This is a genomic window from Sphingomonas sp. S2-65, from assembly GCF_021513175.1.
In the GTDB taxonomy this organism is placed as follows: domain Bacteria; phylum Pseudomonadota; class Alphaproteobacteria; order Sphingomonadales; family Sphingomonadaceae; genus Sphingomonas.
In genome coordinates this window covers 2,099,743-2,125,443 of the sequence record NZ_CP090953.1, presented here as the reverse complement: position 1 = coordinate 2,125,443, position 25,701 = coordinate 2,099,743, and the positions used below count along the sequence as shown (strand labels likewise).

28 protein-coding genes are annotated in these 25,701 nt (G+C 68.2%); 24 read left to right on the top strand and 4 right to left on the bottom strand.

The window, feature by feature from the left end; all coding sequences use genetic code 11:
• Positions 1 to 369 carry a hypothetical protein gene (locus LZ586_RS10015; protein WP_235076153.1) on the bottom strand — a complete coding sequence of 123 codons (369 nt, stop codon included), beginning with the start codon at positions 367 to 369 and terminating at the stop codon, positions 1 to 3.
• A 64-nt stretch (positions 370 to 433) separates the two neighbouring features.
• Positions 434 to 943, bottom strand: a complete 510-nt coding sequence (locus LZ586_RS10010) for a helix-turn-helix transcriptional regulator (RefSeq protein ID WP_261345996.1) — start codon at positions 941 to 943, stop codon at positions 434 to 436.
• 1,413 nt (positions 944 to 2,356) lie between these two features.
• On the opposite strand from LZ586_RS10010, the gene LZ586_RS10005 reads away from it, so the two are divergent.
• The 4 genes from LZ586_RS10005 (at position 2,357) to LZ586_RS18235 (ending at position 5,541) form a co-directional block, all read left to right on the top strand.
• The gene (locus LZ586_RS10005; protein ID WP_235079777.1) at positions 2,357 to 3,277 is read left to right on the top strand and encodes an ArdC family protein; all 921 of its coding nucleotides are present in this window, start codon (positions 2,357 to 2,359) and stop codon (positions 3,275 to 3,277) included.
• A complete protein-coding gene (locus LZ586_RS10000; RefSeq protein ID WP_235076151.1) occupies positions 3,274 to 3,669 on the top strand; it encodes a DUF2958 domain-containing protein in 396 nt (131 codons plus the stop codon). Before LZ586_RS10005 ends, LZ586_RS10000 begins: the two co-directional genes overlap by 4 nt.
• Positions 3,670 to 3,760: 91 nt before the next feature.
• On the top strand, positions 3,761 to 4,864 hold the full coding sequence (locus tag LZ586_RS18240; RefSeq protein ID WP_319937975.1) for a ParB/RepB/Spo0J family partition protein: 1,104 nt from the start codon (positions 3,761 to 3,763) through the stop codon (positions 4,862 to 4,864).
• Entirely contained in the window at positions 4,783 to 5,541 is a 759-nt protein-coding gene (locus LZ586_RS18235) for a hypothetical protein (RefSeq protein WP_319937974.1), read from the top strand. Before LZ586_RS18240 ends, LZ586_RS18235 begins: the two co-directional genes overlap by 82 nt.
• A 41-nt stretch (positions 5,542 to 5,582) precedes the next feature.
• On the opposite strand, the gene LZ586_RS09990 is transcribed toward LZ586_RS18235, so the two are convergent.
• Positions 5,583 to 5,798, bottom strand: a complete 216-nt coding sequence (locus tag LZ586_RS09990; RefSeq protein ID WP_235076150.1) for a hypothetical protein — start codon at positions 5,796 to 5,798, stop codon at positions 5,583 to 5,585.
• A gap of 383 nt (positions 5,799 to 6,181) precedes the next feature.
• Here LZ586_RS09990 and LZ586_RS09985 point away from each other — a divergent pair, with 383 nt between their 5' ends.
• From LZ586_RS09985 to LZ586_RS09950, 8 genes are all read left to right on the top strand, one after another.
• Positions 6,182 to 6,481, top strand: coding sequence for a DUF736 domain-containing protein (locus LZ586_RS09985; protein WP_235076149.1), 300 nt, complete (start codon positions 6,182 to 6,184; stop codon positions 6,479 to 6,481).
• A gap of 139 nt (positions 6,482 to 6,620) precedes the next feature.
• A complete protein-coding gene (locus LZ586_RS09980) occupies positions 6,621 to 6,848 on the top strand; it encodes a helix-turn-helix domain-containing protein (protein WP_235076148.1) in 228 nt (75 codons plus the stop codon).
• The gene (locus LZ586_RS09975; RefSeq protein WP_235076147.1) at positions 6,845 to 7,417 is read left to right on the top strand and encodes a S26 family signal peptidase; all 573 of its coding nucleotides are present in this window, start codon (positions 6,845 to 6,847) and stop codon (positions 7,415 to 7,417) included. The genes LZ586_RS09980 and LZ586_RS09975 overlap by 4 nt, the downstream gene beginning before the upstream one ends.
• Positions 7,411 to 8,010 (top strand): lytic transglycosylase domain-containing protein, encoded by a 600-nt coding sequence (locus LZ586_RS09970; RefSeq protein WP_235076146.1) that lies wholly within the window; start codon positions 7,411 to 7,413, stop codon positions 8,008 to 8,010. Before LZ586_RS09975 ends, LZ586_RS09970 begins: the two co-directional genes overlap by 7 nt.
• Before the next feature lie 220 nt (positions 8,011 to 8,230).
• Positions 8,231 to 8,587: a hypothetical protein gene (locus tag LZ586_RS09965; RefSeq protein ID WP_235076145.1), complete on the top strand. Its 357-nt coding sequence runs from the start codon at positions 8,231 to 8,233 to the stop codon at positions 8,585 to 8,587.
• Between the two features lie 255 nt (positions 8,588 to 8,842).
• A complete protein-coding gene (rlxS, locus tag LZ586_RS09960) occupies positions 8,843 to 10,807 on the top strand; it encodes a relaxase/mobilization nuclease RlxS (RefSeq protein WP_235076144.1) in 1,965 nt (654 codons plus the stop codon).
• 73 nt (positions 10,808 to 10,880) lie between these two features.
• Positions 10,881 to 11,714 carry a DUF4336 domain-containing protein gene (locus LZ586_RS09955; RefSeq protein ID WP_235076143.1) on the top strand — a complete coding sequence of 278 codons (834 nt, stop codon included), beginning with the start codon at positions 10,881 to 10,883 and terminating at the stop codon, positions 11,712 to 11,714.
• A complete protein-coding gene (locus LZ586_RS09950) occupies positions 11,702 to 12,118 on the top strand; it encodes a DUF4267 domain-containing protein (RefSeq protein ID WP_235076142.1) in 417 nt (138 codons plus the stop codon). The genes LZ586_RS09955 and LZ586_RS09950 overlap by 13 nt, the downstream gene beginning before the upstream one ends.
• 126 nt (positions 12,119 to 12,244) lie before the next feature.
• Here the strand turns inward: LZ586_RS09950 and LZ586_RS09945 are convergent, their stop codons facing one another.
• Complete coding sequence (locus LZ586_RS09945; RefSeq protein ID WP_235076141.1) at positions 12,245 to 13,567, bottom strand: erythromycin esterase family protein; 1,323 nt, start codon at positions 13,565 to 13,567, stop codon at positions 12,245 to 12,247.
• A gap of 222 nt (positions 13,568 to 13,789) precedes the next feature.
• On the opposite strand from LZ586_RS09945, the gene LZ586_RS09940 reads away from it, so the two are divergent.
• The 12 genes from LZ586_RS09940 (at position 13,790) to LZ586_RS09885 (ending at position 25,700) form a co-directional block, all read left to right on the top strand.
• A complete protein-coding gene (locus LZ586_RS09940; RefSeq protein WP_235076140.1) occupies positions 13,790 to 13,927 on the top strand; it encodes a hypothetical protein in 138 nt (45 codons plus the stop codon).
• A 205-nt stretch (positions 13,928 to 14,132) separates the two neighbouring features.
• A complete protein-coding gene (locus LZ586_RS09935) occupies positions 14,133 to 16,142 on the top strand; it encodes a conjugal transfer protein TraG (protein ID WP_235076139.1) in 2,010 nt (669 codons plus the stop codon).
• A 1-nt stretch (position 16,143) separates the two neighbouring features.
• The gene (locus LZ586_RS09930) at positions 16,144 to 16,545 is read left to right on the top strand and encodes a CopG family transcriptional regulator (RefSeq protein ID WP_235076138.1); all 402 of its coding nucleotides are present in this window, start codon (positions 16,144 to 16,146) and stop codon (positions 16,543 to 16,545) included.
• A complete protein-coding gene (trbB, locus tag LZ586_RS09925; RefSeq protein ID WP_235076137.1) occupies positions 16,542 to 17,525 on the top strand; it encodes a P-type conjugative transfer ATPase TrbB in 984 nt (327 codons plus the stop codon). Before LZ586_RS09930 ends, trbB begins: the two co-directional genes overlap by 4 nt.
• A gap of 3 nt (positions 17,526 to 17,528) precedes the next feature.
• Positions 17,529 to 17,864 (top strand): TrbC/VirB2 family protein, encoded by a 336-nt coding sequence (locus LZ586_RS09920; RefSeq protein WP_235076136.1) that lies wholly within the window; start codon positions 17,529 to 17,531, stop codon positions 17,862 to 17,864.
• Positions 17,861 to 18,133, top strand: a complete 273-nt coding sequence (locus LZ586_RS09915) for a VirB3 family type IV secretion system protein (protein WP_235076135.1) — start codon at positions 17,861 to 17,863, stop codon at positions 18,131 to 18,133. Before LZ586_RS09920 ends, LZ586_RS09915 begins: the two co-directional genes overlap by 4 nt.
• Positions 18,127 to 20,565 (top strand): conjugal transfer protein TrbE, encoded by a 2,439-nt coding sequence (gene trbE, locus LZ586_RS09910; protein ID WP_235076134.1) that lies wholly within the window; start codon positions 18,127 to 18,129, stop codon positions 20,563 to 20,565. The genes LZ586_RS09915 and trbE overlap by 7 nt, the downstream gene beginning before the upstream one ends.
• A 5-nt stretch (positions 20,566 to 20,570) precedes the next feature.
• Entirely contained in the window at positions 20,571 to 21,311 is a 741-nt protein-coding gene (trbJ, locus tag LZ586_RS09905; protein WP_235076133.1) for a P-type conjugative transfer protein TrbJ, read from the top strand.
• Positions 21,312 to 21,422: 111 nt separating this feature from the next.
• A complete protein-coding gene (gene trbL, locus LZ586_RS09900; protein ID WP_235076132.1) occupies positions 21,423 to 22,724 on the top strand; it encodes a P-type conjugative transfer protein TrbL in 1,302 nt (433 codons plus the stop codon).
• The gene (gene trbF / locus LZ586_RS09895) at positions 22,724 to 23,530 is read left to right on the top strand and encodes a conjugal transfer protein TrbF (protein WP_235076131.1); all 807 of its coding nucleotides are present in this window, start codon (positions 22,724 to 22,726) and stop codon (positions 23,528 to 23,530) included. The genes trbL and trbF overlap by 1 nt, the downstream gene beginning before the upstream one ends.
• Positions 23,527 to 24,480 (top strand): P-type conjugative transfer protein TrbG, encoded by a 954-nt coding sequence (gene trbG / locus LZ586_RS09890; protein WP_235076130.1) that lies wholly within the window; start codon positions 23,527 to 23,529, stop codon positions 24,478 to 24,480. The genes trbF and trbG overlap by 4 nt, the downstream gene beginning before the upstream one ends.
• Positions 24,477 to 25,700, top strand: coding sequence for a TrbI/VirB10 family protein (locus tag LZ586_RS09885; RefSeq protein ID WP_235076129.1), 1,224 nt, complete (start codon positions 24,477 to 24,479; stop codon positions 25,698 to 25,700). The genes trbG and LZ586_RS09885 overlap by 4 nt, the downstream gene beginning before the upstream one ends.
• Position 25,701 lies beyond the last annotated feature (1 nt).

Genomic DNA, 25,701 nt, shown 5'->3' with positions numbered 1-25,701 from the left:
TCAAGCCGCTGCCACCAGCCGCAACGAAGCTGCTTCTTGTCCAGCCTCCGCGGTCTTCGGAAACGGAGGGCAGGGCCACAGGTCGCCCCAGGATGTAGGAGTGGCCCCTAGCTTCGCGGCAATCGCGCCGAACTGCAGGTGCGCCGCGACGATCGCCTTACGCGTTTCGAATGCCGCGTCCATGGCTGTCTGAAGCTGGTCGAACGCAGCTTGGGTTGCATGCGGCGGCAGCTCGATGCGCTGCGTCTCGGCGGCCGTGACACTGACCAGATCGGCCAGATTGCGGATGTTGGTGTCCGCACCCCTCTCGCCGGCAATGATTGCCTTTGCGACAGCAATGATCGAGCTTTCGTGCTGATGATTGGACATGCGCTTCCCCTTTCCCGCGGAGCGCCTGCTTCGCGGGTTGCATTGTTTCGACAACGGCGGAGAGCTAGTTCAGCAGAACCCGGCCGACGCCGAGAATCGCATAAAGAAAGAGACTAAGGCCACCGAATAGCATGACGGCCGCCAGCGCCGCGAACAGCGCCAAGGCGACGCGCCCCGTGGTTCCGATGTCCTTTGGCTCTACCTCACCGAACAGGCGGAGAAGACCGGTCCAGGTGGGGGGGGCGGCGACTTCAAACGAAGCACGAACCTCCTGAACCTGGCTGCCTTGGCTCCCTCCATCAGCTTCTGCCGAAACGTTGAATGAGGCTGGAATCGTGGTGTAGACAATCTCTGGCGGATCACATGTGACTCGGTCATATCCGCCCTCGGCGTAGATCCTTGCCGCCTCCTCGCGCGTGCTGGCACCAAGGATCGATCTGGCGCGGTCGAGGCGCTGGTCGATCGCGGTTTTGGACACTCCCAGCAGACGCGCCATCTCCTTGGACGTTCGGCCATCCCGAACCAGCATCAGGCAATCGATCTGGGGCTGGGTCAGTTCGTCTAGAGCTGGCATGCGAGCGAATCTTCCATCGGAGAAACCTCTTCAACAGCGCAGATGCGATGACGTCAAATCGCACTGCACTGCTGGCCGCCCGCAGTGGCGTGGGCGCGCGCTATCGGCGGCACGGCCGTAAATTGTAGCGTGTCACGAACTTGGGCCATTGCGCCACCGCACCCGCTGCGAGAAGTGCACACCGCAAGTCCTGTCCGCAAGGGGTCACGATCCTAGCCACCAACCGATCGTGGCTCCGACCGACAACCTCGTAGCGTAGCGCAGGCGCACGCACGATCAGGTGCCCGGTCAGACGTTTGCCGGTCACGGTGGCACCGAGCAGCCTCACGGTTACCTCGCGAGCCTTCGACGCCGACATGGCTGGGCAGGGATAATCGCGAGGGCAGGGCTTACCCTTCAGTTCGCGGCTGTTAACCCCAGCCACACGCAGCTTGGTCCCGTCTGCGCAGGTGAAGGTGTCGGCGTCATAGATCAGGGTGGGACTGCAGCTACGCAGCGCTGCGGCAGCAAGGAAGGTCAGCATGCCATCTACTGACCGGAGCGCAGCCGGGGGGCTAGAGCGAAACGCGACGTAGATGATCCACGCCCCGGCTGCGGAGACGAGGAGCATGACACCAGCTACCGTGCGGTCGCTAGAGTGGAGTTCAGCTGGATGCCACCCGGCGTTCGGACCCGGTGGGTCCTCGCCGCTGCGGCGCGCGTGGCGCGAAGATCTGGAGACGTAAGCAACAAGGCGAACGCCGCTTCGCTCAGGCGGCTATTGCGTGGGCGTCGTGTGCTTGAAGATGCCGAGCCGCACCAATAGAAAGGCCGGGAACCGGCCGAGCGAGGCTGCCAATGCGCGTTCTGGGCACCCCGCGGCGCGATGCGTGAAGGGGCGCGGGACCAGCGGTGCGCGCACTGCGTCTGTAAACAGCCACAGGGTTCGCGCACTTTCCGTTTCCTCGCGCATGCTTGCTTGCCTCGGACCGGGGGCGCGGCGGCGGCTGGCGCACGGATTGCGCGCGCACGCCGCCGCGCCTGCGGTGTCGGCAAGAGCGCGTCCTTGCTTGTTGCGCATCACGTTGCCCCCGACCGCGCTCTACGGCGTTGGGCGCCGCCGGGCCGCGCTCCGCGCGTCCCGGCCCTGCGGGTGACGATCGCTGGCGCATGGGCTGCGGACGGCGCTGGCGCGCCGAAGTCGCTCGGCCGGTCCCGGTCAAGCGGGTTGGCCGCCGCGCCCTTCTAGGCCCGCTCGGGCGGGCCGCAACCCGGGCGCTGCCCGGGTCCTCCACTGCCATTCCGGCCTTGCAGGTGCGTCCCGCCCTGCACCGCGGGCCTTCAGGGCTTCCTCGCCGCCCACCCCGCTTTCCGGGGCCGGTTGCGGCTTTTGAGTGAGGAGGGTGGATCGTGGCCAAGGATCGCGGGCGTCGGATGCGGGGAGAGGTGGACGAGCGCGGGGCGCGCGCCTCCCTCTATGACGAGGTCACCGCGCGCGTGGTTGCCGAGTTGGAGGCCGGGCGCTTTCCCTGGGTGCAGCCTTGGGAGGCTGCCGCCGCTGAGCCGGGCCTGCCGCGCAACGCCGCCTCCAACCGCGCCTATTCGGGGATCAACGTCCTGATCCTGTGGGGCTCGGGTGTAGCGCACGGCTATGCCTCACAGGGCTGGCTGACCTTCCGGCAGGCGCTGGAGGCGGGCGGGTGGGTGCGCAAAGGCGAGCGCGGGACCTGCGTGGTCTATGCCGACAAGTACACGCCAGACTCCGAGAAGGAGCGGGTGGCGAGCGAGGGCGGCGAGGCCCGCGCGGTGCCCTTTCTCAAGCGCTTCACCGTCTTCAACGTCGCGCAGTGCGACGGGCTGCCCGAGCGGATGCTCGCCCGTGCCGAGCCACTGCCGCCGCGCGAGATCGTGCCCGTCGCCGAGGCGCTGATCGAAGCGAGCGGCGCGGACTTCCGGGTCGGCGGAGCGCAGGCCTATTACGCGCCCGGCACCGACCATGTGCAGGTGCCGCCGCAGCCGGCCTTCCGCCACCAGGTCGACTATTACCGCACCGCGTTGCACGAACTCGGCCACTGGACCGGCCATGCCAGCCGCCTCGCGCGCGACCTGACCAGCCCATTCGGGAGCGCGGGCTATGCCCGCGAGGAGCTGGTCGCCGAGCTTGGCTCGGCCTTTCTCTGCGCCGCCCTCGGGATCCAACCGAGCGTCCGCCATGCCGACTATCTGAGCAGCTGGCTCGAAGTGCTGCGCGCCGACAACCGCGCGATCTTCCGTGCCGCCAGCCTCGCCAGCAAGGCCGCCGACTATCTGCTCGGCTTCCATGCGGGGGCTTCGGCGGTGGGAGAGGCGGCATGAGCCTGCTCACCCCCGAGCTTCGCGCCGCCCTGCGCGCGCAATATCGCAGCGACGCCACGGACAAGCGCCCGCTCGCCAAGCTGTACCACCCGCTCTCCGCCGCGACATGGCTGGCGAGCGAGCTGTCCGACGACGGCGACGCGCTGTTCGGGCTCGCGGACCTTGGTTTCGGCTGTCCCGAACTCGGCTGGTTTTCACTTCACGAGGTCGAGTCGCTGCGCCTGCCCTTCGGGCTGCGCATCGAGCGCGACCCACATTTCTCGACCGATCTGTCGCTGTCCGACTGGGCGGCATGGGCCCGCAAGACGGGCTCGATCCTCTGGGCTGAGGCACTGCTGCGCCGCGCGCGCGCGGCCGCATCGGAGCTGGCCGACCGGTTTCCGCGGTCCTGAGGGCGGGAAGGCGTGCGGCGCGCCTTTCCGCCGCTTTTCACGCGCCGGTCCCTTCGGATCCTGACGGATGGCGCCCACGAGGAGCAAGGTCATGAAACTCGACTTCATTCCGCTCGACCGCCTCTATGTCGACAAGGCGAACATGCGCTTCGCCAAGCGCCTGCCCGATGTCGCCGACATACTGCCGAGCGTGCGCAAGCGCGGCATCCTCCAGACGTTGATCGTGCGTCCGGGCAAAGACGAGCGCTTCGGCATCCTCGCGGGCGCGCGACGCTTCCGCGCCGCCGGGATCGTCGCCGCCGAACTCGCAAGCGCGGACGAGGACGCGCCAGAGCCGTACCTCCTGCCGTGCGCGATCCTCGATCCCGGCGACGATGCCGGCGCCGTCGAGGCGTCGCTGATCGAGAACCTGGCTCGGCTCGACCCCGACGAAGTCACGCGCTGGGAAACATTCGTCCGGCTCGTCAAGGAAGGCAGGTCGCCCGACGAGATCGCCGACACCTTCGCGCTGCCGGTGCTCGCCGTCCGCCGCACGCTCGCGCTCGGCAACCTACTGCCGCGCATCCGCGACCTCTATCGCCGCGACAAGATCGACGGCGCGACGGTGCGGCACCTGACGCTCGCCAGCAAGGCACGGCAGAAGGACTGGCTGGCGCTGTGGGACGCGCCCGACACCCACTGCCCGACGGGCTGGCAGCTGCGCGGTTGGCTGTTTGGCGGGCAGGCGATCTGCGCCAGCTACGCCCTGTTCGATGTCGAGGCGAGCGGCGTCGCCTTGGTCGCCGACCTGTTCAACGAACAGCGCTACCTCGCCGATGCCGACGCCGACGCCTTCTGGAAGGCGCAGAACGAAGCCATCGAGCGCGGCGCGTCGCCTATCTGGAGGCGGGCTGGACGGGCGTCGAGATCGTGCCGCCGAGCGAGCACTTCCAGGGCTGGGAATATGAGAAGACCCCCAAGCGCAAGGGCGGGCGCGTCTTTATCGACGTGCGCGCCAGCGGCGAGATCGTGTTCCACGAGGGCTATCTCAGCCGCAAGGAAGCGAGCCGCATCGCGCGCGGCGAGGTGCCGCAGGCGAGCCCCAGGCCGGTGCGTCCGGAGATCACAGGGCCGATGCAGGCCTATCTCGACCTGCATCGTCATGCCGCCGTGCGCGCCGCGCTGCTCGACCGCCCGCATGTCGCGCTGCGGCTGATGGTCGCGCATGCCATTGCGGACTCGCCCTTCTGGCACGTCTCCGCCGAGCCCCAGCAGGCGCGCAGCGATGCGGTGCAGGAATCGATCGAATGCTGTCGCGGCGAGACGGTGTTCGATGCCAAGCGCCGCGCACTGCTCGGCCTGCTCGGCTTCGATCCCGAGGCGCCGACGGTGTGTGGCGGCCAGGTCGAAGGTGCGGAAGGGGACCGGCTGACTGCTATCTTCCTTCGCCTGCTCGACTTGCCCGACCCAGCTGTGATGGACGTCGTGGCAGTGCTGATCGGCGAGACGCTCGCCGCCGGGAGCCCGGCGGTCGAGGCGGTCGGGATCGAGCTGGGCGTCAACATGGCGCGCTGGTGGCAGGCCGACGAAGCCTTCCTTGAGTTGCTCCGCGACAAGGAAGTGCTCACCTGCATCGTCGCCGATGTCGCCGGCAACATGGTCGCCAACGCCAACGACGGCGAGAAGGGGAAGACGCTCCGCAAGATCATCGCCGATCATCTCGGCGGCGTGGACGGACGCGCCAAGGTCGACAAGTGGGTGCCGCGCTGGATGGCCTTCCCGCCCTCCACCTATACCACGCGCGGCGGCGTCGGCACCGTGTCTGCTTATGCCAGGGCCGAGGCGGCGCGGCCCGCCGCGCCGGCGCCCGAACCGCAGGCGATCGCCGCATGACCCTGTCCGGGGCGGCGTCCCGCCGCCCCGCTTTTTCCTGGCTATCTGCCCGCGTGCCGGATGACCTTCTTAGTCACGCCGCACAGCGAACATGGGTCGAGCCGGCGCTCGAACCCGCCGCTTCCCGCAAGCTCGCGGGTCTTGTGGTTGGCGTGCTGCCGGACGCTAAGGCCGAGCCGCTCAGTGATGCAGTCGTCGCACACCGGCTCGGGCGCCAGCCGCTCGATCAGTGCCCGGACCTGGTCCAATATTGTCATTATGCTCCCCCTGGCTTCCGCCTTGTAGCGCGTTCGGCGGGGCAGCACAGCCGGGCTGGGGCGAGCCGGATGCCGTGCGTCGGCCATGCCGGTGGGAAGCCTGGAGCACCCCCTTGTGCTGCACGCAGCGCAGGCGGCCTCTTCCACGATGGCCGTCTGGCACCGCGCGGCCTGAGGCCAGCAACGGCGTCGCCGGCTTTCTTCCCCGGCTCGGGGCTTCGCCCCTGCGCCTTCCTCGCGAGGCAAGAAAGCCAGCTTTGGCCGTCCTCCGCTGCGCTGCGGCCCGGCTCCGTTCGGCCGGGTGCATGCCGGCCGCTGGCGGTGCCTGCTCGACGCCATCGAGGCCGCACTGGCGCGGCTTCGAGCAACCAAGGAGAAGTATCATGGCGACCATCGGCAGCTTCACTCGGGACGACAACGGCGTGTTCACCGGCACCATCCGGACCCTGACACTCAACGCCAAGGCGAGCATCAAGCCCTCGAGCAAGGATCACGACAAGGCCCCCGACTACCGGGTCACGACCTCGGCAGGCGTCGAGTTCGGCGCCGGCTGGACCAAGACCTCGCGCGAGGACCGGCCCTATGTCTCGGTCAAGCTCGACGATCCCTCGCTCCCCGCCCCGATCTACGCGACCCTGGTCGAGGGCGAGGGCGGCCAGCACAACCTCATCTGGTCGCGCTGAGCAGCAAGCGCCTCGCGCCATCCGGCGCGGGGCGCACCGCCACGGGGGTGTCGAAATGCGGGCACGCGGTTTTCGACACTCTTCGCGAGGTGCCCGTCCTGCCAACTCCGGTGCCGTTCGAAGCAACGGGATGCAGGGCATGGACAGCGACGACATCGACCGGGCGACCCGCGCGAGGCGCGGCTCGCCCTTCCTCAATACCGACCAGGCGGCGGCCTATCTGGGGCTGTCGGGGCGCTCGCTGAAGCGCTTGCGGGTGCGCGGCGAGGGGCCGGTGTTCCGTCGCCACTGCCGCTTCGTCCAATACCATATCGATGACCTCGACGCGTGGAGCCGCGAGCACAGCGCCAAGGGAATCCGCTCGTGAAGCGGCCGGGAAGCCCCACCGAGGCGCCGCTGCTCGCCTGGGGCGAGGCCCGCTTCGCCCACCGCCAGCGCCGGCTCCACCATCTGCGCCTTGCCGTGCTCGGCGGCGCCGGGCTGGTGCTGCTCGTGGTTCCGCCACTCTATGCCCCCGCGCCCCGGCTGGTCTGGAACGCCAGCGCGAGCGCACCCATCGGGCTCTACTGGGTGTGGCCCGGCGACGCGCCGGCGCTCGGCGACATGGCGGTCGCCTGGGCGCCTGCACGCTGGCGCGCGCTCGCCGGTCGGCGCCATTACCTCCCGGCCAACGTGCCGCTGGTGAAGCGCGTCGTCGCCGTACAGGATGACTTCGTCTGCGCCTCCGGCCCCCAAGTTCTCGTCGAGGGCAGGCTCGTCGCGACCCGGCTGGCCCGCGACCCGAGCGGACGAGAACTGCCCTGGTGGCAGGGCTGCCGCCGGCTCGCGCCGGGCGAGTATCTGCTGCTGATGGACGCGCCGGGCTCGTTCGACGGGCGCTATTTCGGTATCACCGGCCACCGCGACCTGATCGGACGCGCGAGGCTGATATGGTGACCTTGCGCATGGTCGCCGCGGGGCTGTGCCTCGTCGCCCCTTCGGCGCAGGCCCAGGTGTCGCGCTGGTCGGCGGAGATCACCGCCGCCGCCACGCGCTGCGGTGTGCCGGCAGACTGGATCGCGCGTGTCATGCAGGCCGAAAGCGGCGGCCGCACCCGCCTGGCCGGCCGGCCGATCCGCAGCCCAAAGGGCGCGATCGGGCTGATGCAGCTGATGCCGGGTACCTGGGCCGAGCTGCGGCGCGACCTCGGTCTCAGCGACGATCCCGACCAGCCCGCCGACAATATCGTCGCGGGCGCCTGCTACCTCCGGCGCATGCACGATCGCTTCGGCTATCCGGGACTGTTCGGCGCCTACAATGCCGGGCCCGCGCGCTATGCCGCCTGGCTCGCGGGACAAGCGTCGCTGCCGGGCGAGACGGTGGCGTATCTGCGCAATGTCGGCGATGCGACGGCGACATCGACAGCGGCCGCTAACCCTCGGACCGACACGCTGTTCCTCGTACGCCGCGAAGGTCAACAGGCTTCCCCATCCGCAGCCGGCCAGGCACCGGGAGCGGCGCTGTTCGTGCTTCGCCGGGAGGTACCGTGACGTGGCGAGGGTGGGAGGGCTCGTCGTGAAGCCCCAGCATGACGGCCGCCGAAGCGGCCCTCAAGGCCCATGGGTGCCCCCCAATTTGCTGCGCAAATCGGTTCCCCCCATGTCCGCTTCGCGGCGCCTGCGCTTGTGCTCCGGCGGCCCTGACCGCCGCTTCGCCGCCCGTCCCGAAAGCCTTGTCCTCGATGGTGAGGACCAAAAGCGGAGACAGGCAATGGCACAGGTTCAATCCATCTCGGCCGCGGCCGATCACGTAATGGCAGCGCTGGTTTCCGGGCTCGAGATCGAGTTCGGAAGGCCCGCAGGGACTGCCTTGGCGGCGCGGTTCCTCGCGGCCGAGGAAGTCGATTTCCACTGGGATGCACGGATTCAGGAATGCTGGATCGGCAGCTATTGCCGCGGCGACGACGCGGAGATCGAGCTCGATCGAGTGCGGATCCTCGGGCGGATCGACGGGCGCTGGTTCGTCGCGGTGATGCTCGTCGACGGTGACGGCAACGCACACGGGATGCTCGGCAGGCGCAGCTTCGGGCGCGCGAAGCCGGCGAAAGCGGCATTCGCGGATGCATGAATTCCGACCGCGATCGAGCCGGGAGGCGCTGCCGTGCAGGCGGCGTGTCCCGGCTTTGTTTTTGCGCCGGGTGAAGGGGGATCAGGGAAGGAAGGGAAAACAAGATAAAGGCAGCGTCTCGCGACACTGGCCAAGTAACTGTCTGCACATCGTTTTTCCGCGAGACGCGCGTCGTACGCCACGAGACATGTGCCGTAGTATTGGCGGAAAACCGTGGTTTGCTCCGCGGTTGCGCGAGACTCCGGGGGCGCGGCGGTGAGCGACGACGAGTTCACCCCCAGGTTCGGCAAGTCCAAGGGCAAGGACGGCAAGCGCCTCGCCAAATATGGCGCGCGCGTGCTCGCCGCCGCGCGGTTGGCAGGCAGCAAGACCGGCGTCAGGGCGCACCGGTTCGACGGGAGCCGGATCGGACGCGGCGCGAGCATCGGCCGGCTGCTGTCGAGCCGCGACCGGCTGGCCGAGTTTCGCGGGCGCCGCGCCATCGTCAAGACGCGGCTCGTGCGGACGGGCGGCAAGGGGCTTGCCGGCGCGCGCGCGCACCTGCGCTACATCCAGCGCGACGGCGTCACCCGCGAGGGCATGCCGGGCGAGCTCTACGGTCGCGACATGGAGGCCGCGGACGGCAAGGCGTTCCTCGATCGCTGCGCCGGCGATCGCCACCAGTTCCGCTTCATCGTCTCTGCCGAGGACGGCGCCGAATATCCCGACCTCAAGCCCTATGTGCGGCGGCTGTTGGCGCAGGTCGAGCACGACCTCGGCACCAGGCTCGACTGGGTCGCGGTCGACCATTTCAACACCGACCAGCCCCATACCCACATCATGCTGCGCGGCGTCGATGACCGCGGCGAGAACCTCGTCATCGCCCGCGAATATATCGCGCATGGGTTTCGCGAGCGCGCGGCCGAGCTCGTCACCCTGGACCTAGGCCCGCGCACCGACCGCGAGATCCACGACCGGCTGCGCCACGACGTCGAGCAGGAGCGGTTGACTGCTATCGACAGGCGACTCCTCCGAGTTATGGATGCCGAGCGCATCACCGGCCGGGCGCACAACGATCCCTTCCAGCAGGCAATCGCGACGGGGCGCCTGCGCAAGCTCGGCGCCATGGGTCTGGCCAAGGATCTGGGCGGTGGCCGTTGGCAGCTTGCGGACGGGCTGGAGGAGACGCTGTGCCGGATGGGCGAGCGCGGCGACATCATCCGGCTGATGCAGCGCGCGCTTACCGCCCGCCGGCTCGAGCGCGCGCAAGCCGACCGCGTGATCGAGGAAGGGCTGCGGGCCCCTTTGGTCGGACGCGTCGTGCACCGCGGGTTCTCGGACGAACATCGCGATCGCCACTATCTGATCGTGGATGGCGTCGATGGACGCGTGCACTATCTCGATATCGGACGCGCCGATGGTGTCGAACCGACGCCCGAGGATGCGATCATCCGGGTGGCGCCGCGCCGCGTCGAGCTCCGCGAGGTCGACCGGACGATCGACGCGGTCGCGCGGGCAAGCGGTGGCCGCTACTCGGTCGAGCTGCACCTGCGCCATGATCCCGACGCCAGCCATGCATTTGCGCAGGCGCATGTTCGGCGCCTGGAGGCGATGCGGCGCGCCGGCGTGGTGGAGCGTCTCGAGGACGTCAGCTGGATAATTGCCGACGATCATTTGGACCGCGTCGTGGCTGATCAGCTGCGCCAGTTGCGCGACCGGCCCGTCCTGATCGAGATGCTGTCTTCGCTTCCACTCGAGCAACTGACTTCGGCGGATTCCCCGACCTGGCTCGACAAGACGATCACTGGAGGCGAACCCTTGGTCATCCGGGATGCGGGCTTCGGACGAGAGCTGCGCGACGCGCTCGCTGCGCGACGGCAGTGGCTGGTAGAGCAGGGACTTGCCGATGCCGACATCGGCGACGGCGTGCGGCTGCGGCGGAACGCCCTGGCGCTGCTGCAACGGCGCGAACTGCTGCGCCTCGCGGGTGAGGTTGGCGAGCAGCTCGGAAAGACCTTTGTCGAGTCGGCGCATGGCACGCGGATCGAGGGGCGACTTACCCGCCGCGTTGAAACCGCCAGCGGGCGCTTCGCGCTTGTCGAGCGTAGCCGGGAATTTACGCTGGTGCCGTGGCGGCCGGTTCTCGAACGACAGCTGGGCAAGCCGGTTTCGGGGATCATGCGGTCGGACGGCGTCAATTGGCAGTTTGGCCGCTCACGCGGTGGCCCGTCGATCTCCTGACTGGATCGCCGTTTGCGGGGAACCAACTGCGCTCAGCGACGATCCTCCAAAACGAAGCTGGAGGCCGGTGCTCATGTCCAACAAGCGGAGCGCAAAGCTCGTCGCCCTGGCGGTCGCAGGAAGTGCCGCGGCCTTCCTAGCGGTCCGGGCCGTTCAACAAACCCGGGGACCGGACGAGGAGGCGGACGAGGCCGCGACCTACCCGCCGCTCAACACGCTGAAGCCGGTTGGGGAGAATATATGGATCGTGGACAGCGGTCCGATCCGGCCTGGCGGCGTGGCTTTGCCGATCCGGATGACGATCCTTCGACTTTGCAGCGGCGACCTGCTGATGCATTCGCCGACGGAGATCACCGAATCCCTGGTCGACGAGGTGCGCGCGCTCGGGCCGGTGCGTCACCTGGTTGCGCCCAATATCGCGCATTGGACGCTGCTTGGGGAGTGGCAAACCCGCTTTCCCGATGCGCTGACATGGGCAGCACCGGGGCTGCGCGATCGTGCGCAGGTACGCGCTTCCGGATTGCGGCTCGACCGGGACCTGGGCGAACGCGCGCCGCCCGAATGGGACGGAGAGGTCGACCAGAGTCTCATCCGCAGCACCGCTTTCTCGGAAGTCTATTTCTTCCATCGCCAATCGCGCACGCTGATCCTGACCGATGTGGTGCAGCACATGCCCTCGGACAGGCTGCCGGCATGGACGCGCGCGTTCGTCCTGCTCTCGGGTGCCCACGCCGGCACGACGCCGCGCTATTTGCGCGCGATTCTGCGCTTGCACCGTCGCGAGGCCGCGAGGGCGTTCGACGAGATGCTGGGGCTCGCCCCAGAGCGCGTGATCTTCGCGCATGGCGAATGGTTCGAGCGCGATGGCACGAACTGGCTACGGCAGGCGCTGTCGTGGCTGGTGTGAGGATCAAGGCGCGGGCGCTGCGCTGGACACTGCTCGCAGCGAGCCTGTTGTTCGCCGGCCTGGGCGTGCTGTTCCTCTTCGGAGTGGACGCGGCGGCGAGCCTGTTCGGCGTTCCTGCGACCCGTCCGGAGAGCCAAGGCTATGTCCGCGCCGTCGGCCTGCGCGACCTCGCGCTCGCCGGCTATATCGCCCTGCTCACGCTGTACGCCTCGGCCCGCGCTGTGCTCCTTGTGCTGCTGGTGACGCTGATCACCCCGGCAGGAGACCTGGTGCTGGTTAGGACCGCTGCCGAGGGAGAGGCCGGGCAGATGGTGCTGCATGCCGCCAGCGGCCTGTTGTTTGCCGGGCTGGCGGCAGGGGTTTGGACCAGCATGCGAAGCCGCGAGGCTGCCGAGCGCAGGTGAGAGGGTCATCCCGTGCAGCTTTGGGACCCGGTGTTCTACAACGGCCGCGCTCCGCCAACCGGACGCGCTGACCGGGCCACTCCGACGAGAGTGTGTTAAAGCCGGAGGCGTATCGCGGCGCGAGCCTCAGAGGCCGAATGGCCAGGTGTCGTCCGGACCCGCCTGTTCGGGACCGGCGGTCGCCGTAACCGCCTTGGTGGTGTCGAACCAGACGAAGGCGTCGAACTGGGCTGCGAGCGATGCCTCGGAATAGTGGCTCCAGCGCTCCGTATCCGGGCGGTAGATCACACCAATATAACGCTCAAGTCGCTCTTCCAGCAGCGCCTCGCGCAGCTGGTCCGTGGCGACTTCCTCGCGCAGATCGAGCAGGAAGCGTTCGACCCCGCTCTCGTGCAGGATCCGCTCGAAGCTGTCGGAATGCGACGGATTGACCGCCTTGATCTTCATAGGCGCATCCCAGTCATCCGCAGCCGCGACCGATCCCGCATGGGTCCCGAAGCCGATCAGGCAGGCCGTGTCCCCGTACCTCTCGCGCACAAGCTGGCCCAGGTTCAGTTCGTCCCGGCTCTGGCCCATGTCGGTAAAGCGTGCGTCGCCGATGTGGCTGTTGTGGGCCCAGATCACCGCCTTGGCGGCCGGGCCCTTGCGCTGCAGCAGCACGTCCAGCGTGTCTGCCATATGCTCGTCGCGCAGGTTCCAGCTTGCCGCCGAGCCATAGTACATCGCGCGGTAATAGGCTTCGCCATTGGCGACCAGGCGCGCATTTTGCACCGCGTCGAGGAACGAGTCCGGATCGTCCGGCGCATAGAACGGCTCGCGCTCGATCAGGGTTCGCAACATCTGCACGACGCCAGCCTCGCACCGGCCATAGCCTTCGCTCTTCGCGACATGGCCATAGACTTCGGGCTGCTCCTTCCACGGCTTGAGGCAGCCGTAGAGCTTGCGCGCGTCGGCAGCGGTGGCTGGATCGATCCTGTCGAGATACCCGATCACCGCCGCGACAGACGCGCTCATATTGTAGAGGTCGAGGCCGTGGAAACTGACGCGTTCGGCCTCGGCTCGCGTGTGGTTGTGCTCCCGTAGCCAGCCGATGAATGCGGCGAACTCTTCGTTGCGCCACATCCAGGTCGGAAAGCGCGTGAACGCCGGCGCAGCTTCGGGCACGCGCGGCTTGTCGCGGACAAAGCGGTCCAGCACCGCCGCGTCGGGCCAGTCCGCTTCGACGGCAACCAGCGTGAAGCCATGCTGCTCGATCAAGCGCCGGGTGATCGCCGCGCGTGCGCGGTAGAATTCGGAGGTGCCGTGGCTCGCTTCGCCGAGGCAGACCACGCGGGCATCGCCGAAGCGGTCGAACGCGCCCGCGAAGGAGGGGTCGTCCAGGTTCGGCAAAGGCTCGGCAGCTTCGGCCACCAAGTCGGCCAAGCGGGTCAGGTTGTCGACGGGCATCATCCTCTCCCTCCGATCACCAACGCTGCTGCCGCGCCAGGGTCGCATCGCATCCACTAACCCACGTTTGAAACACGATTTTTGCCGGAACGGCGCCGCGGCCGGGCGGTTCAGGAAGTTGCTGGAGCACCGATGGCCATGCAAGTCACCGCTGCTGTCAAGACTTGTCCCGGCACGATGCGGGTCAGGCGCATCCCGAGAATGCCACACTAGAGGAGAGGCACGATGACGGACCACAAGAAGAAGGGCGACTTCGACCAGAGCCGCAAGCACGACGAGGGTGGCAACAAGAAGCAGGACAACAGCGACAACACGCCAAGCCGCAACAACAACCAGAATGCAGGGCATGGCGGCCATAAATGACGGCGGCGGCCCCTCAACGAACGCGGTGACCGGCCGACGCTGTCCTACGGGCAGTCGGCACCTGCGCGTTCGAGCGGGAGCTGGATAGTCTGGCTGGCACCAAGAACGCAGGTGGCGTCACCCGGGAGATCCTGACGTTCTAGCCGCGGTGGAGCGACATTCGAGGCTGAGCCCGCCGCACTGAGTCGCGCGGGCGGAGGCCCGCATGACTCCTACGAAGCTCCTCTTCGGCCAGATGCTGATCGTCGCGGCGATCGTGCTGGGTGGCGTGTGGACCGCCACCCAGTGGGCGGCCGCATCTCTGGCCTATCAGCCCGAGCTTGGCGCACCGTGGTTCCTCCTCGGAAACACACCGGTCTACGCGCCCTGGGCAATCTTCCCCTGGTGGTTCCATTTCGACGCCTATGCGCCGGTGGTATTCGACGAAGCAGGCAGCATCGCAGCCGCCAGCGGCCTGCTTGGCTGCGGCGCGGCGATCGCCGGGTCGGTGTGGCGCGCACGGCAGCAGCGTAACGTCAGCACCTATGGCTCGGCGCGCTGGGCCGGCTCGCGTGACATTCGTGCCGCGGGCCTTGCGGCGGAGGCGGGCATCTTCCTCGGGCGGCTTGGCGCACGCTATCTCCGCCATGACGGCCCCGAGCATGTCATGGCCTTCGCGCCCACCAGGTCGGGCAAGGGCGTCGGCCTCGTCGTACCGACGCTGCTCAGCTGGACCGGTTCGACCGTGGTCCACGATATCAAGGGTGAGAACTGGCAGCTGACCGCCGGCTGGCGCTCGTGCTTCTCGCACTGCCTGCTGTTCAATCCGACCGATCCGCGATCGGCGCGCTACAATCCGCTGCTCGAGGTGCGCCGCGGCGCCGAGGAAGTCCGCGACGTCCAGAACATCGCCGACATTCTTGTCGACCCCGAGGGGGCGCTCGACCGTCGCAATCACTGGGAGAAGACCAGCCATTCGCTGCTCGTCGGCGCGATCCTGCACGTCCTCTACGCGGAGGAGGAGAAGACGCTGGCCCGGGTCGCGGCCTTCCTGTCCGATCCCCGGCGTCGGTTCACCGAAACGCTCCACGCCATGATGGCGACGAACCATCTCGGTAGCGACGAGATGCCGATCGTGCATCCGGTCGTGGCGTCGGCGGCGCGCGAGGTACTCAACAAGTCCGACAATGAGCGATCGGGCGTGCTTTCGACTGCGATGTCGTTCCTCGGCCTCTATCGCGACCCGACCGTCGCGACCGTCACGGCGGCATCCGACTGGCGCGTCGAGGACCTTGTCGCCGCCAAGCATCCGGTGTCGCTCTATTTGGTGGTGCCGCCGAGCGACATCAGCCGCACCAAGCCGCTGATCCGTCTGGTGCTCAACCAGATCGGACGGCGCCTGACCGAACAGCTTCACGCCTCGGGCGCGCCCGGACGGCACAAGCTGCTGATGATGCTCGACGAGTTCCCGACGCTCGGCCGGCTCGACTTCTTCGAGACGAGCCTCGCCTTCCTCGCCGGCTATGGCGTCCGCGCCTTCCTGATCGCGCAGAGCCTCAACCAGATCGAGAAGGCCTATGGCGAGCACAATTCGATCCTCGACAATTGCCATGTCAGGATCGCCTTCGCAACCAACGACGAGCGCACCGCCAAGCGGATCTCCGACGCGCTCGGCACCGCCACCGAGCAGCGTTCGATGCGCAACTATGCGGGGCACCGCCTCGCGCCCTGGCTCGCGCATGTCATGGTCAGTCGGCAGGAGACTGCCCGCGCGCTGCTGACTCCCGGCGAAGTCATGCAGCTGCCGCCGACCGATGAGCTGGTGCTTGTCGCAGGGCACCCTCCGGTCCGGGCGCGCAAGCTGCGCTACTTCGAGGAGCCGGCGTTCCAAGCGCGAGTGCTGCCGCTTCGCGCGGCAGAGACCGCGGACCTTCCGCCAGCGCGTCCAGACGACTGGCAAGGGCGGGTTCGCCCGGTGGACGATCGGCTTTCCGCCGAGATCGCGCAGAGCGAGGAGGAGGGCGGCGGACTCGAACAGGCTCGCCACCCGGCCCACGAAGCCGAGCCCCCAACTCCTGTCGACCTTACCCCTGCAGGTCCGCTCGGCCTGGGCGAGGACGACGCAGATCCGGCCGCAGACAAGCGCATGCTCGACCAAGCGGCCAGCGCTGCCCGGCGCGCCTTCGCGATCGACATGGCGGACGCACGGTCCGGCGATCTCGAGATGGAGTTCTGAGATGGTCGAGCGCGTCCGCCACCAGCTCTTCCTCGACAAGCCGCTCAGCGATCGGCTCGAGGCGCTCGCTGCGAAGCCGGGCGCGTCCAAGTCCGCGATCCTAGCCGATGCGGTGACGGCCTGGCTCAACCGGCGCGGCACGTCTGAGCTCGAGGAGCGCTTCGCGCTTCGCCTCGACCGAATGTCCAACACCCTAGGCCGTCTCGAGCGCGACAGCCAGGTCGTGCTCGAGACGCTGGCGCTGTTCATCCGCTTCGAGCTCTCGATCCAGGCACCGCTTGCCGAAAACGACCAAGTCGGTCGCGCGCAGGGGCGCGCGCGCTTCGAGGCCTTCGTGACGCAGGTCGGTCGTGCCGTGGCGACCGGGCACCGCACGCTTCTTCCCGGGGAGGAGGGTCGATGACCGGTACGCTCTCCGCCGACCGGCAACGCGCGATGCTGCGCACCGCCATGGGACCCGACATCGCCGCGGCGCTTGCCGACCCGCTGGTGCTCGAGATCATGGTCAATCCCGACGGGTCACTGCGCCTCGACCGGCTCGGCGAAGGCAGGATCGATACGAGCATCGTCCTGGAGGCCGCGCAGGTCGACCGCATCGTCCGCCTGGTTGCCAGCCATGCCGGTGCCGAGGTGCATGCCGGCCAGCCGATCATCTCGGCGGAACTGCCGCCGCATTGCGAAGGCCGTGCCGGCGAGCGCTTCGAAGGCGTGCTTCCGCCGGTATCGACCGGCCCCTGCTTTTCGATCCGCAAGCCCGCCCAGCGTCTCTACACGCTCGACGACTATGTCGCCGACGGCATCATGGACGCTGCCGCCGCTGCGACCTTGTGCGCGGCCGTAACCCAGCGGTTCAACATCCTCGTTGCCGGCGGGACCAGCTCGGGCAAGACCACGCTCGCCAATGCACTGCTCGCCGAGATCGGCTGGATCGATGCGCGGGTCATCCTGATCGAGGACACGCGCGAGCTGCAGAGTCCCGCGCCGGACACGGTGGCCTTGCGGACGCGGCCGGGGCTCGTCTCGATGACCGACCTCGTCCGCTCGACGCTACGCCTCCGGCCCGACCGCATCATCGTCGGAGAGGTGCGCGGCCCCGAGGCGCTTGACATGCTCAAGGCCTGGAACACCGGGCACCCTGGCGGGATCGCCACGGTCCACGCCAATTCGGCCGAGGCCGCGCTCTACCGCATCGAGCAGCTGGTCCAGGAGGCGGTGGTCACCGTGCCGCGTCGCCTGATCGCCGAGGCGATCGACGTCGTGGTGTTCATCGCAGGCCGCGGTGCCCATCGCCGCATCGATACGATCGCGCGCGTCTCCGGCGTCGATCCGGACACCGGCGCCTACGCGCTCGCCCCCTTCCACCTCGCAAACAAAGGAGCTTGACCGATGAAAACGTTCAATGTGCCCGCTTTTGGGCCAAGCCTGGCCCTACTAGCCCTCGCGAGCGCGGCCGCATGCGCCGCGACCCAGGCCTATGCCGCCGGGTCCGGCATGCCCTGGGAGGAGCCGCTCCAGCAGGTGCTGGAGTCCGTCCAGGGCCCGGTCGCCAAGATCGTCGCGGTGATCATCATCATCTCGACCGGCCTGACGCTTGCCTTTGGCGAGACCGGTGGCGGGTTTCGCAAGCTCATCCAGATCATCTTCGGCCTGTCGATCGCCTTCGCGGCATCCAGCTTCTTCCTGTCCTTCTTTTCATTCGGCGGCGGGGCGCTGGTCGGATGATCGGTGACGGCCAGCATGTCGACGGGTTCGAGGCGCCGCTGCACCGCTCGCTCGCCGAGCCGATCCTGCTCGGCGGCGCGCCGCGAACGATCGCGATTGTCAACGGCACCGTCGCGGCAGCACTCGGCCTCGGCCTCCAGCAATGGATCGCCGGGCTGGTCGTCTGGGCGCTGGGGCACACGCTCGCCGTGTTCGCAGCCAAGCGCGACCCCGACTTCGCTGCGGTGCTGGCTCGACACCTCCGCCAACGGGGACACCTCACATGCTGAACCTGCGCGAATATCGCGGACGTGCCGACCGGCTGGCCGACCATCTGCCCTGGGCCGCGCTGGTCGCCCCCGGTGTGGTGCTCAACAAGGACGGCAGCTTCCAGCGTACGTTGCGCTTCCGCGGCCCCGACCTTGAGTCCGCGACCGAGGCGGAACTGGTTTCTGCCTGCGCCCGTGCAAACAACGTGCTCAAGCGCTTCAGCTCGGGCTGGGCGCTCCACATCGAGGCCGAGCGCCACGAAGCGCTGGGCTATCCGGAGAGCAGCTTCCCCGATGCGGCGTCATGGCTCGTCGAGGAGGAGCGCCGGGCAGCCTTCGAAGCCGCAGGCGCTCATTTCGAGAGCCGCTATTATCTGACGCTGACCTTCCTGCCGCCTGCCGACCAGGCGGACAGCGCCGGCCGCACGCTGGTGGAGCGGAGCGGCGATAAACAAGGGCGCGACTGGCGCCAGGCACTCGAGGGCTTCGTCGCCGAGACCGATCGCGCGCTCGACCTCTTCTCCGGCTTCATGCCGGAGATCGCCGCGCTCGACGATGCGGCGACGCTGACCTTCCTGCACGGCCGGATCTCGCCGCGCCGCCACAGGATCGCCGTGCCTGACACGCCGATGTACCTCGACGGCCTACTCGTCGATACGCCGCTCACTGGCGGGCTCGAGCCAATGCTCGGCGAGCTGCACCTGCGCACGCTCACGATCCTGGGCTTTCCCAACGCGACGCGCCCGGGAATCCTCGACGCGCTCAACCACCAGGACTTCGGCTATCGCTGGGTCACCCGGTTCATCGCGCTCGACAAGGCCGACGCAACCAAGGTGCTGACCCGGTTGCGCCGGCAATGGTTCAACAAGCGCAAATCGGTCACCGCGATGCTCCGCGAAGTGATCTACAACCAGCCGGTCCAGCTGCTCGACAGCGACGCCGACAATAAGATGGTCGATGCAGATCTGGCACTCCAAGCGCTCGGCGGCGACCATGTTGCCTTTGGCTACCTGACCACCACGATCACCGTGGCCGACGCGCATCGCGCGCGGGTCGAGGACCAAGTTCGCGCGGTCGAGCGGATCGTCAACGGCCTCGGCTTTACCTGCATCCGGGAAGGCGTGAATGCCGTTGAGGCGTGGCTGTCGAGCCTGCCGGGGCAGGTCTATGCCAATGTCCGGCAGCCGCTCGTCCACACGCTCAACCTGGCGCACCTGATGCCGCTATCGAGCGTCTGGGCGGGGCCGGTACGTAACCGCCATCTCGATGGGCCGCCGCTACTCCTTGTCGAGACCAGCGGCTCGACTCCCTTCCGCCTGTCGACGCATGTCGGCGATGTCGGCCACATGATGATCGTCGGACCCACGGGCGCGGGCAAGTCGGTCCTCCTCGCGCTGATTGCGCTGCAGTTCCGCCGCTACCCAGGCAGCCAGGTCTACGTTTTCGACATGGGACGCTCGGCGCGCGCGGCGACGCTGGCGATGGGCGGCGGGCATCACGGCCTCGGACTCGGCGGCGATGCCGGTGAAACGATCGCCTTCCAGCCGCTGGCCGGGATCGACCGGGAAGAGGAGCGTGCCTGGGCCGCCGAGTGGGTCGGCGCACTGATGGCCCATGAGAAGGTCGCGGTTACCCCCGAGGTGAAGGAAGCGGTCTGGTCGGCGCTGACCAGCCTCGCGAGCGCCCCGATCGAGGAGCGTACCCTCACCGGTCTCGCGCTGCTGCTCCAGTCCACGGCGCTCCGCTCGGCACTCGCGCCCTACACGCTCGAGGGTCCGTTCGGCCGGCTGCTCGACGCCGCGGAGGACGATCTTCGCATGGCCGACGTCCAGTGCTTCGAGACTGAGGCGCTGATGGGCACGGGCAGCGTGGTCGCACCCGTCCTGACCTATCTGTTTCACCGGCTGGAGGAGCGGTTCACCGGCCGCCCGACGCTGTTGATCCTGGACGAGGCCTGGAAGTTCCTCGACCATCCCCTGTTCGCCGCGCGCATTCGCGAGTGGCTCAAGACGCTCCGCAAGAAGAATGTCGCGGTGATCTTCGCAAGCCAGAGTCTCGCGGACATTGCCGACAGCGGCATCGCGCCGGCAATCATCGAGAGCTGCCCGCAGCGCATCCTGCTTCCCAATGCCGCGGCGATCGAACCGCAGGGCCGCGCCGCGTACGAGCGGTTTGGGCTGAACGACCGGCAGATCGAGCTCGTCAGCCGGGCCACGCCCAAGCGGCATTATTACCTGCAGTCGTCGGCGGGAAACCGGCTGTTCGAGCTGGGCCTGGGGCCCATCGCCCTGGCGCTGTGCGGCGCCTCCGACCCCGCCACCCTAATGCGTATTGATACGCTGCTCGCCGAGCATGGCCGGGCTGGTTTCGCCGCCAGGTTCCTTGATGACGCCGGCCTCGACTGGGCCGCGGCGCTGCTCCCCCAATTCCCCGATCCCCAAGCCAAGGAGTAGAAGTGATGCCTATCCTCACCCGCAAATACCTGGTCGCGACCGCGCTCGGCGTGGCTGCCGCAGGCTCGCTCACCATGGGCTTCGCCACGTCGGCGCGCGCGCAGGTCACCGTGTTCGATCCGAGCAACTACAGCCAGAATATTCTGACCGCGGCCCGCACGCTCCAGCAGATCAACAACCAGCTCCAGTCGCTTCAGAACGAAGCGCAGGTGCTGCTCCGGATGGACAGGAACCTGAAGTCCATCGACTTCCCCCAGCTCCAGGGGCTGCTCGACAAGCTCGATGGCATCGACCGGCTCATGAAGCAGGCGCAAGGCCTCGATTTCCGCGTCGACCAGCTCGATGCCAGGCTGCGCGCGCTTTATCCGCGCGCGTTCGACCCGGCCTCGACGCGCGACCAACGGCTGCAGGCTGCGCGGGCCCGCTACGACGCGAGCAGCGATGCCTTTCGCCGGACGATGGCTGTCCAGAGCCAGATCGTCGAGGCCTCGCGCGACGACGCGGAGGTACTCGCGGCGGCGATCGCGCGAAGCCAGGGAGCCGACGGCTCGCTCGCTGCCGTCCAGGCGACCAACCAGCTTCTCGCGCTGACCGCCAAGCAGCAACTCGCGCTCCAGCAGATGATGGCTGCGCAGTTCCGCGCCGATGCGCTCGAGAAGCAGCGCCAGCTGACCGAGTCCGAAGCGTCGCGCGCGGGAACGCGCAAGTTCCTCGGGAGCGGCAACGCCTACACCCGCCAGCAATAGCGAGACCGGTCGCGGCGGATCGTGCCCCCGCCGCTGCGACCGCAGCCCGCGGGGCCCTGGCTACCGCTCCCCTCGCCAGGGTCCCGCGGCACCCAACTCAAGGACAGGCCCGTGAACGACCTGAACGTGATCGACCGCTTCATGGCCGACTTCATCCGCTACATCGATAGCGGGTTCGGCCTGCTCGGTCCCGATGTTGGCTTCCTGACATCGGTGCTGATCGGCATCGACATCACCCTCGCCGGCCTGTTCTGGGCAATGGGCGGCGAGGACGACATCATCGGCCGCTTCCTCAAGAAGATCCTCTACATCGGCGCGTTCGCGCTGATCCTGAACCGCTTCTCGTCGCTCGCAGACATCATCTTCCGATCCTTCGCGCAGGCGGGCCTCACCGCGGGCGGCGGGGCGCTCGCCGCAGACGACTTGCTGCGCCCGGGACGGCTCGCCGGGACCGGGTTCCAGGCCGCGTGGCCGCTGCTCGACCAGGCGAGCGAGCTGCTCGGCTTCACCACCTTCTTCGACAACTTCCTGACGATCATGGTGCTCCTGATTGCCTGGCTAGTGGTGATCGTCGCCTTCTTCATCCTCGCGGTGCAGATGTTCGTCTGCATCCTTGAGTTCAAGTTGACGACGCTGGCCGGGTTCATCCTGGTGCCGTTCGCGCTGTGGAACCGCACCAGCTTCCTGGCCGAGCGCGTGCTCGGCAACGTCATCTCCTCGGGTATCAAGGTGATGGTGCTCGCCGTCATCGTGGGCATCGGCTCGGGCTTCTTCACCGAGTTCACCTCCGCGCTCCAGGGCCAGGAGCCTGATATCGGCCAGGCGATGACGCTCGTTCTCGCCAGCCTGGCACTGCTGGGGCTGGGCATCTTCGGGCCCGGCATCGCGTCCGGCCTCGTCTCCGGCGCCCCGCAGCTTGGCGCCGGCTCGGCGGTCGCGACCACGGCACTCGCGGCCGGGGGCTTCGCTGCCGCCGGCGGCGCAGGTGTCGCCGCCGCGAAGGGGCTTGCGGGCACCGGGCTCGGCGCGATCCGTGCGGGCACCTCGATGGGCTCGGCGGCATCGACTGCCTACAAGCTTGGCCAGGAAACCTCCGGATCGAAGAGCGTCGGCGCCGGCATTGTCGGTGTCGCGACTGCGGCACGCGGCGCTGCCGCCCAGGGCATGGGCAGCGCGCTGGGACTTTTCGACGCCACCACCCAGGGCCGCCGCGCGGCATGGAATGCGGGAACGACTGGCGCAGGGTCCCCCGGGGAAACGGCGCCCGCCGCGTCTAGCGCCATGCCCGGCTGGGCACGCGACCTCCAGAATACGCAATCCCGCCGTCACCACCGCCAGATGGCAGTTCACGCCCTGCAAGGCTCGGATCGCGGCGGTGGCGGCGCCACACCCGACATCAAGGAGAAGGACTGATGCGCTTCAAACGTGCCGTCCAGCGCTACGGGCGAACGGACGAACCCGAGACACCCTATCAGCGGGCTGGCCAGCTCTGGGACGAGCGGATCGGCTCCGCCCGTGCCCAGGCGCGGAACTGGCGATTGATGGCGTTCGGCGGACTGGTGCTGACCATCGGCCTTTCCGGGGGACTGGTCTGGCAGTCGATGCAGAGCCGCGTCGTGCCCTATGTCGTCGAGGTCGACAATCTCGGCCAGGCGCAGGCGGTCTCGCCGGCGGCGACCGACTACCGGCCGACCGATCCGCAGGTTGCGTGGTTCCTTGCCCGCTTCATCACCGACGTCCGCGGGCGCTCGCTCGACCCGGTGCTGATGCGCGAGAACTGGCTTCATGCCTATGACTTCGCGACCAAGCGCGGCGCGATTTTCCTCGGGGAATATGCCCGCTCGGCGAACCCGTTCGACGCAGTCGGCGAGAAGACCGTGTCGGTCCAGGTGACCAGCGTGGTTCGGGCCTCGGCGACGAGCTTCCAGGTCAAATGGTCGGAGCGCGCCTATGAGCGGGGCAGCCTTGCCGGGACCTCGCGCTGGACCGCGATCGTCACCGTCCTGCTCAAGCCCCCGCGCGACGCCGAGACGCTGCGGAAGAACCCGCTCGGCCTGTATGTCGACGCGATCGACTGGAGCCGGGAGCTTGAGACCCCCGCCGACCATGTGCCGAGCGCGGCGCCGAAACCTATCCCGGATCCCAGCGTGGCCGGCGGATCGCCGCTCGATCTCAGCCTAGGCCCGCCCTCCCAAGCCCAACCGGAGATACGCCGATGAACCGCATCCTGCTTGCGGCCAGCGCGCTCGTCGCGGTGCCCCCCTTCGCACAAACGTCGCCTCCTCAACCGCCTCAGTCCGCCAACGTGGGACCCGGCTCCCCGGCGCCTGCTGCAAATCCCGTCGCTCCTCCGCCGCCGGTAGCGCGTCCCCCGATACGCCATCGCCACAGGCCATCGCCGGCCGAGCTTCGGGTTCGCAGGGCGAACAAAAAGGCGACCCAGGAGCCCGCCGCACCTGCCTTCGTCAACGCCGTTCAGGTCTATCCCTATGCCGATGGCGTCCTGTACCGGCTGTTCGCCGCGCCCGAGCGCGTAACGGACGTCGCCCTGCAGCCCGGCGAGGCGATCGTCTCGGTGGCCGCCGGCGACACCGCCAGGTGGACCGTTGGAGACACGACGAGCGGCGCTGGCGATAGCAAGCGGGTCCATATCCTCGTGAAGCCGTTCACGGCCGGACTCTCGACCAACCTCGTCATCACAACCGATCGGCGCGCATACCATCTCCAGCTCGAGAGCACGCCGGCCACTGCGATGGCCGCGCTATGCTGGACCTATCCGCAGGACGAACTGATCGCGATCCGCCGCCAACAGGCGTCGGCGGAAGCCGCAAAGCCTGTCGCGGCGAGCCTGGCGGTCGAGCAACTCGACTTCGGCTACGCCGTGAGCGGAGACAAGCCAGGCTGGCGGCCGCTGCGCGCCTTCGACGATGGCCGCCAGACGTTCATCGAGTTTCCCGCAAGCGTCGGCGTCGGAGAAGCCCCGCCTCTGTTCGTCATCGGCGATCGGGGCGATCTCCAGCTCGTCAACTACCGTATGTCGGGCCGCTTTTATGTGGTTGACCGGCTGTTCGATGCCGCCGAGCTACGCTTGGGAGCGAAGAAGCAATCCGTTGTCCGGATCAGCCGCACGGCCGGCGACCGGCCGCGTCGGCAGCGGAGGGCGTCATGAGCGAGCCCACGCCCACTACTACGGCTGCGCCGAAGCTCGACCCGGAGACGCTTGTGCTGCGCGGCCGCCCCGGCCGAGTCATCCGCTTTCGCCGCGGCGCGATCATCGCTATCGCGGCGTTGGGTTCGACAGCGATCGTCGGGGTCACTTGGCTCGCGCTCAAGCCTGCAACGTTCCGGATCGTCGCCGGCACCGACGACCAGAAGGACATTGCAAGTCGGGCTCCCGACGATGCACTTGCCGGCGCGCCGAAAAGCTATGGCGACGTGCCGAAGCTCGGGCCGCCACTGCCCGGCGACCTCGGGCGCCCGATCCTGCGCCGGCAGGAGGCCTTCGGGGAATTACCGCCCGCAGGCTCTTCGGACCATGCCGCACAAGCGGCCGAAGCCGAGCGACAGCGGCTTCTCGCCGAGCGCAAGGCGGCCCGCCAGTCCGGTGTCATGATGCAGCTCGGCAGCTCCGAGCACGCAATGCGCACTGTTCCATCGGCCGCTATGCCGACGGCTGCGCCGGCCCGGGAAGGAGGTTCGGCGACGATCGCCGTCGATCCCGCGCGCGATCCCGGCAACCAGCAACGCAAGGCCGACTTCCTCGCCAGCAAGGACCAGACCAGCGACATCAACCCCCACGGTCTGGTTGCGCCGGTCTCGCCATATACGCTGAGCGCCGGCAGCATCATCGCCGCGAGCCTGATCACGGGGCTCAACTCGGACCTGCCCGGGCTCGTCACCGCCCAGGTGACCGAGAACGCCTATGACAGCGCCACCGGCCAGCTCCTGCTCGTCCCGCAAGGAGCCCGCCTGATTGGCAGCTACGACAGCGTCGTGGCCTATGGGCAAAGCCGGGCCCTGGTTGTCTGGCAGCGCATCGTCTTTCCGAACGGCAGTTCGATCCGGATCGACAATGTGCCCGCGACCGACACGGCTGGCTATGCCGGCCTGGACGACAAGGTCGACGTCCATACCTGGCAGCTGCTCAAGGGTGTGACCCTGTCGACGTTGCTCGGGGTCGGCACCGAGCTGAGCCTGGGCAATAGCGAAGGCGACCTCGTCCGCGCGATCCGTGAGTCCGCCCAGCAGGGCACCTCGCGCGCAGGCGACCAGATCGTCACCAAGAAGCTCAACGTCCAGCCGACCCTCAAGGTGCGGCCCGGCTGGCCACTCCGCGTCGTGGTGCACAAGGACATCGTCCTCGCACCCTCGCCGCGCCAGGAGCGATAAC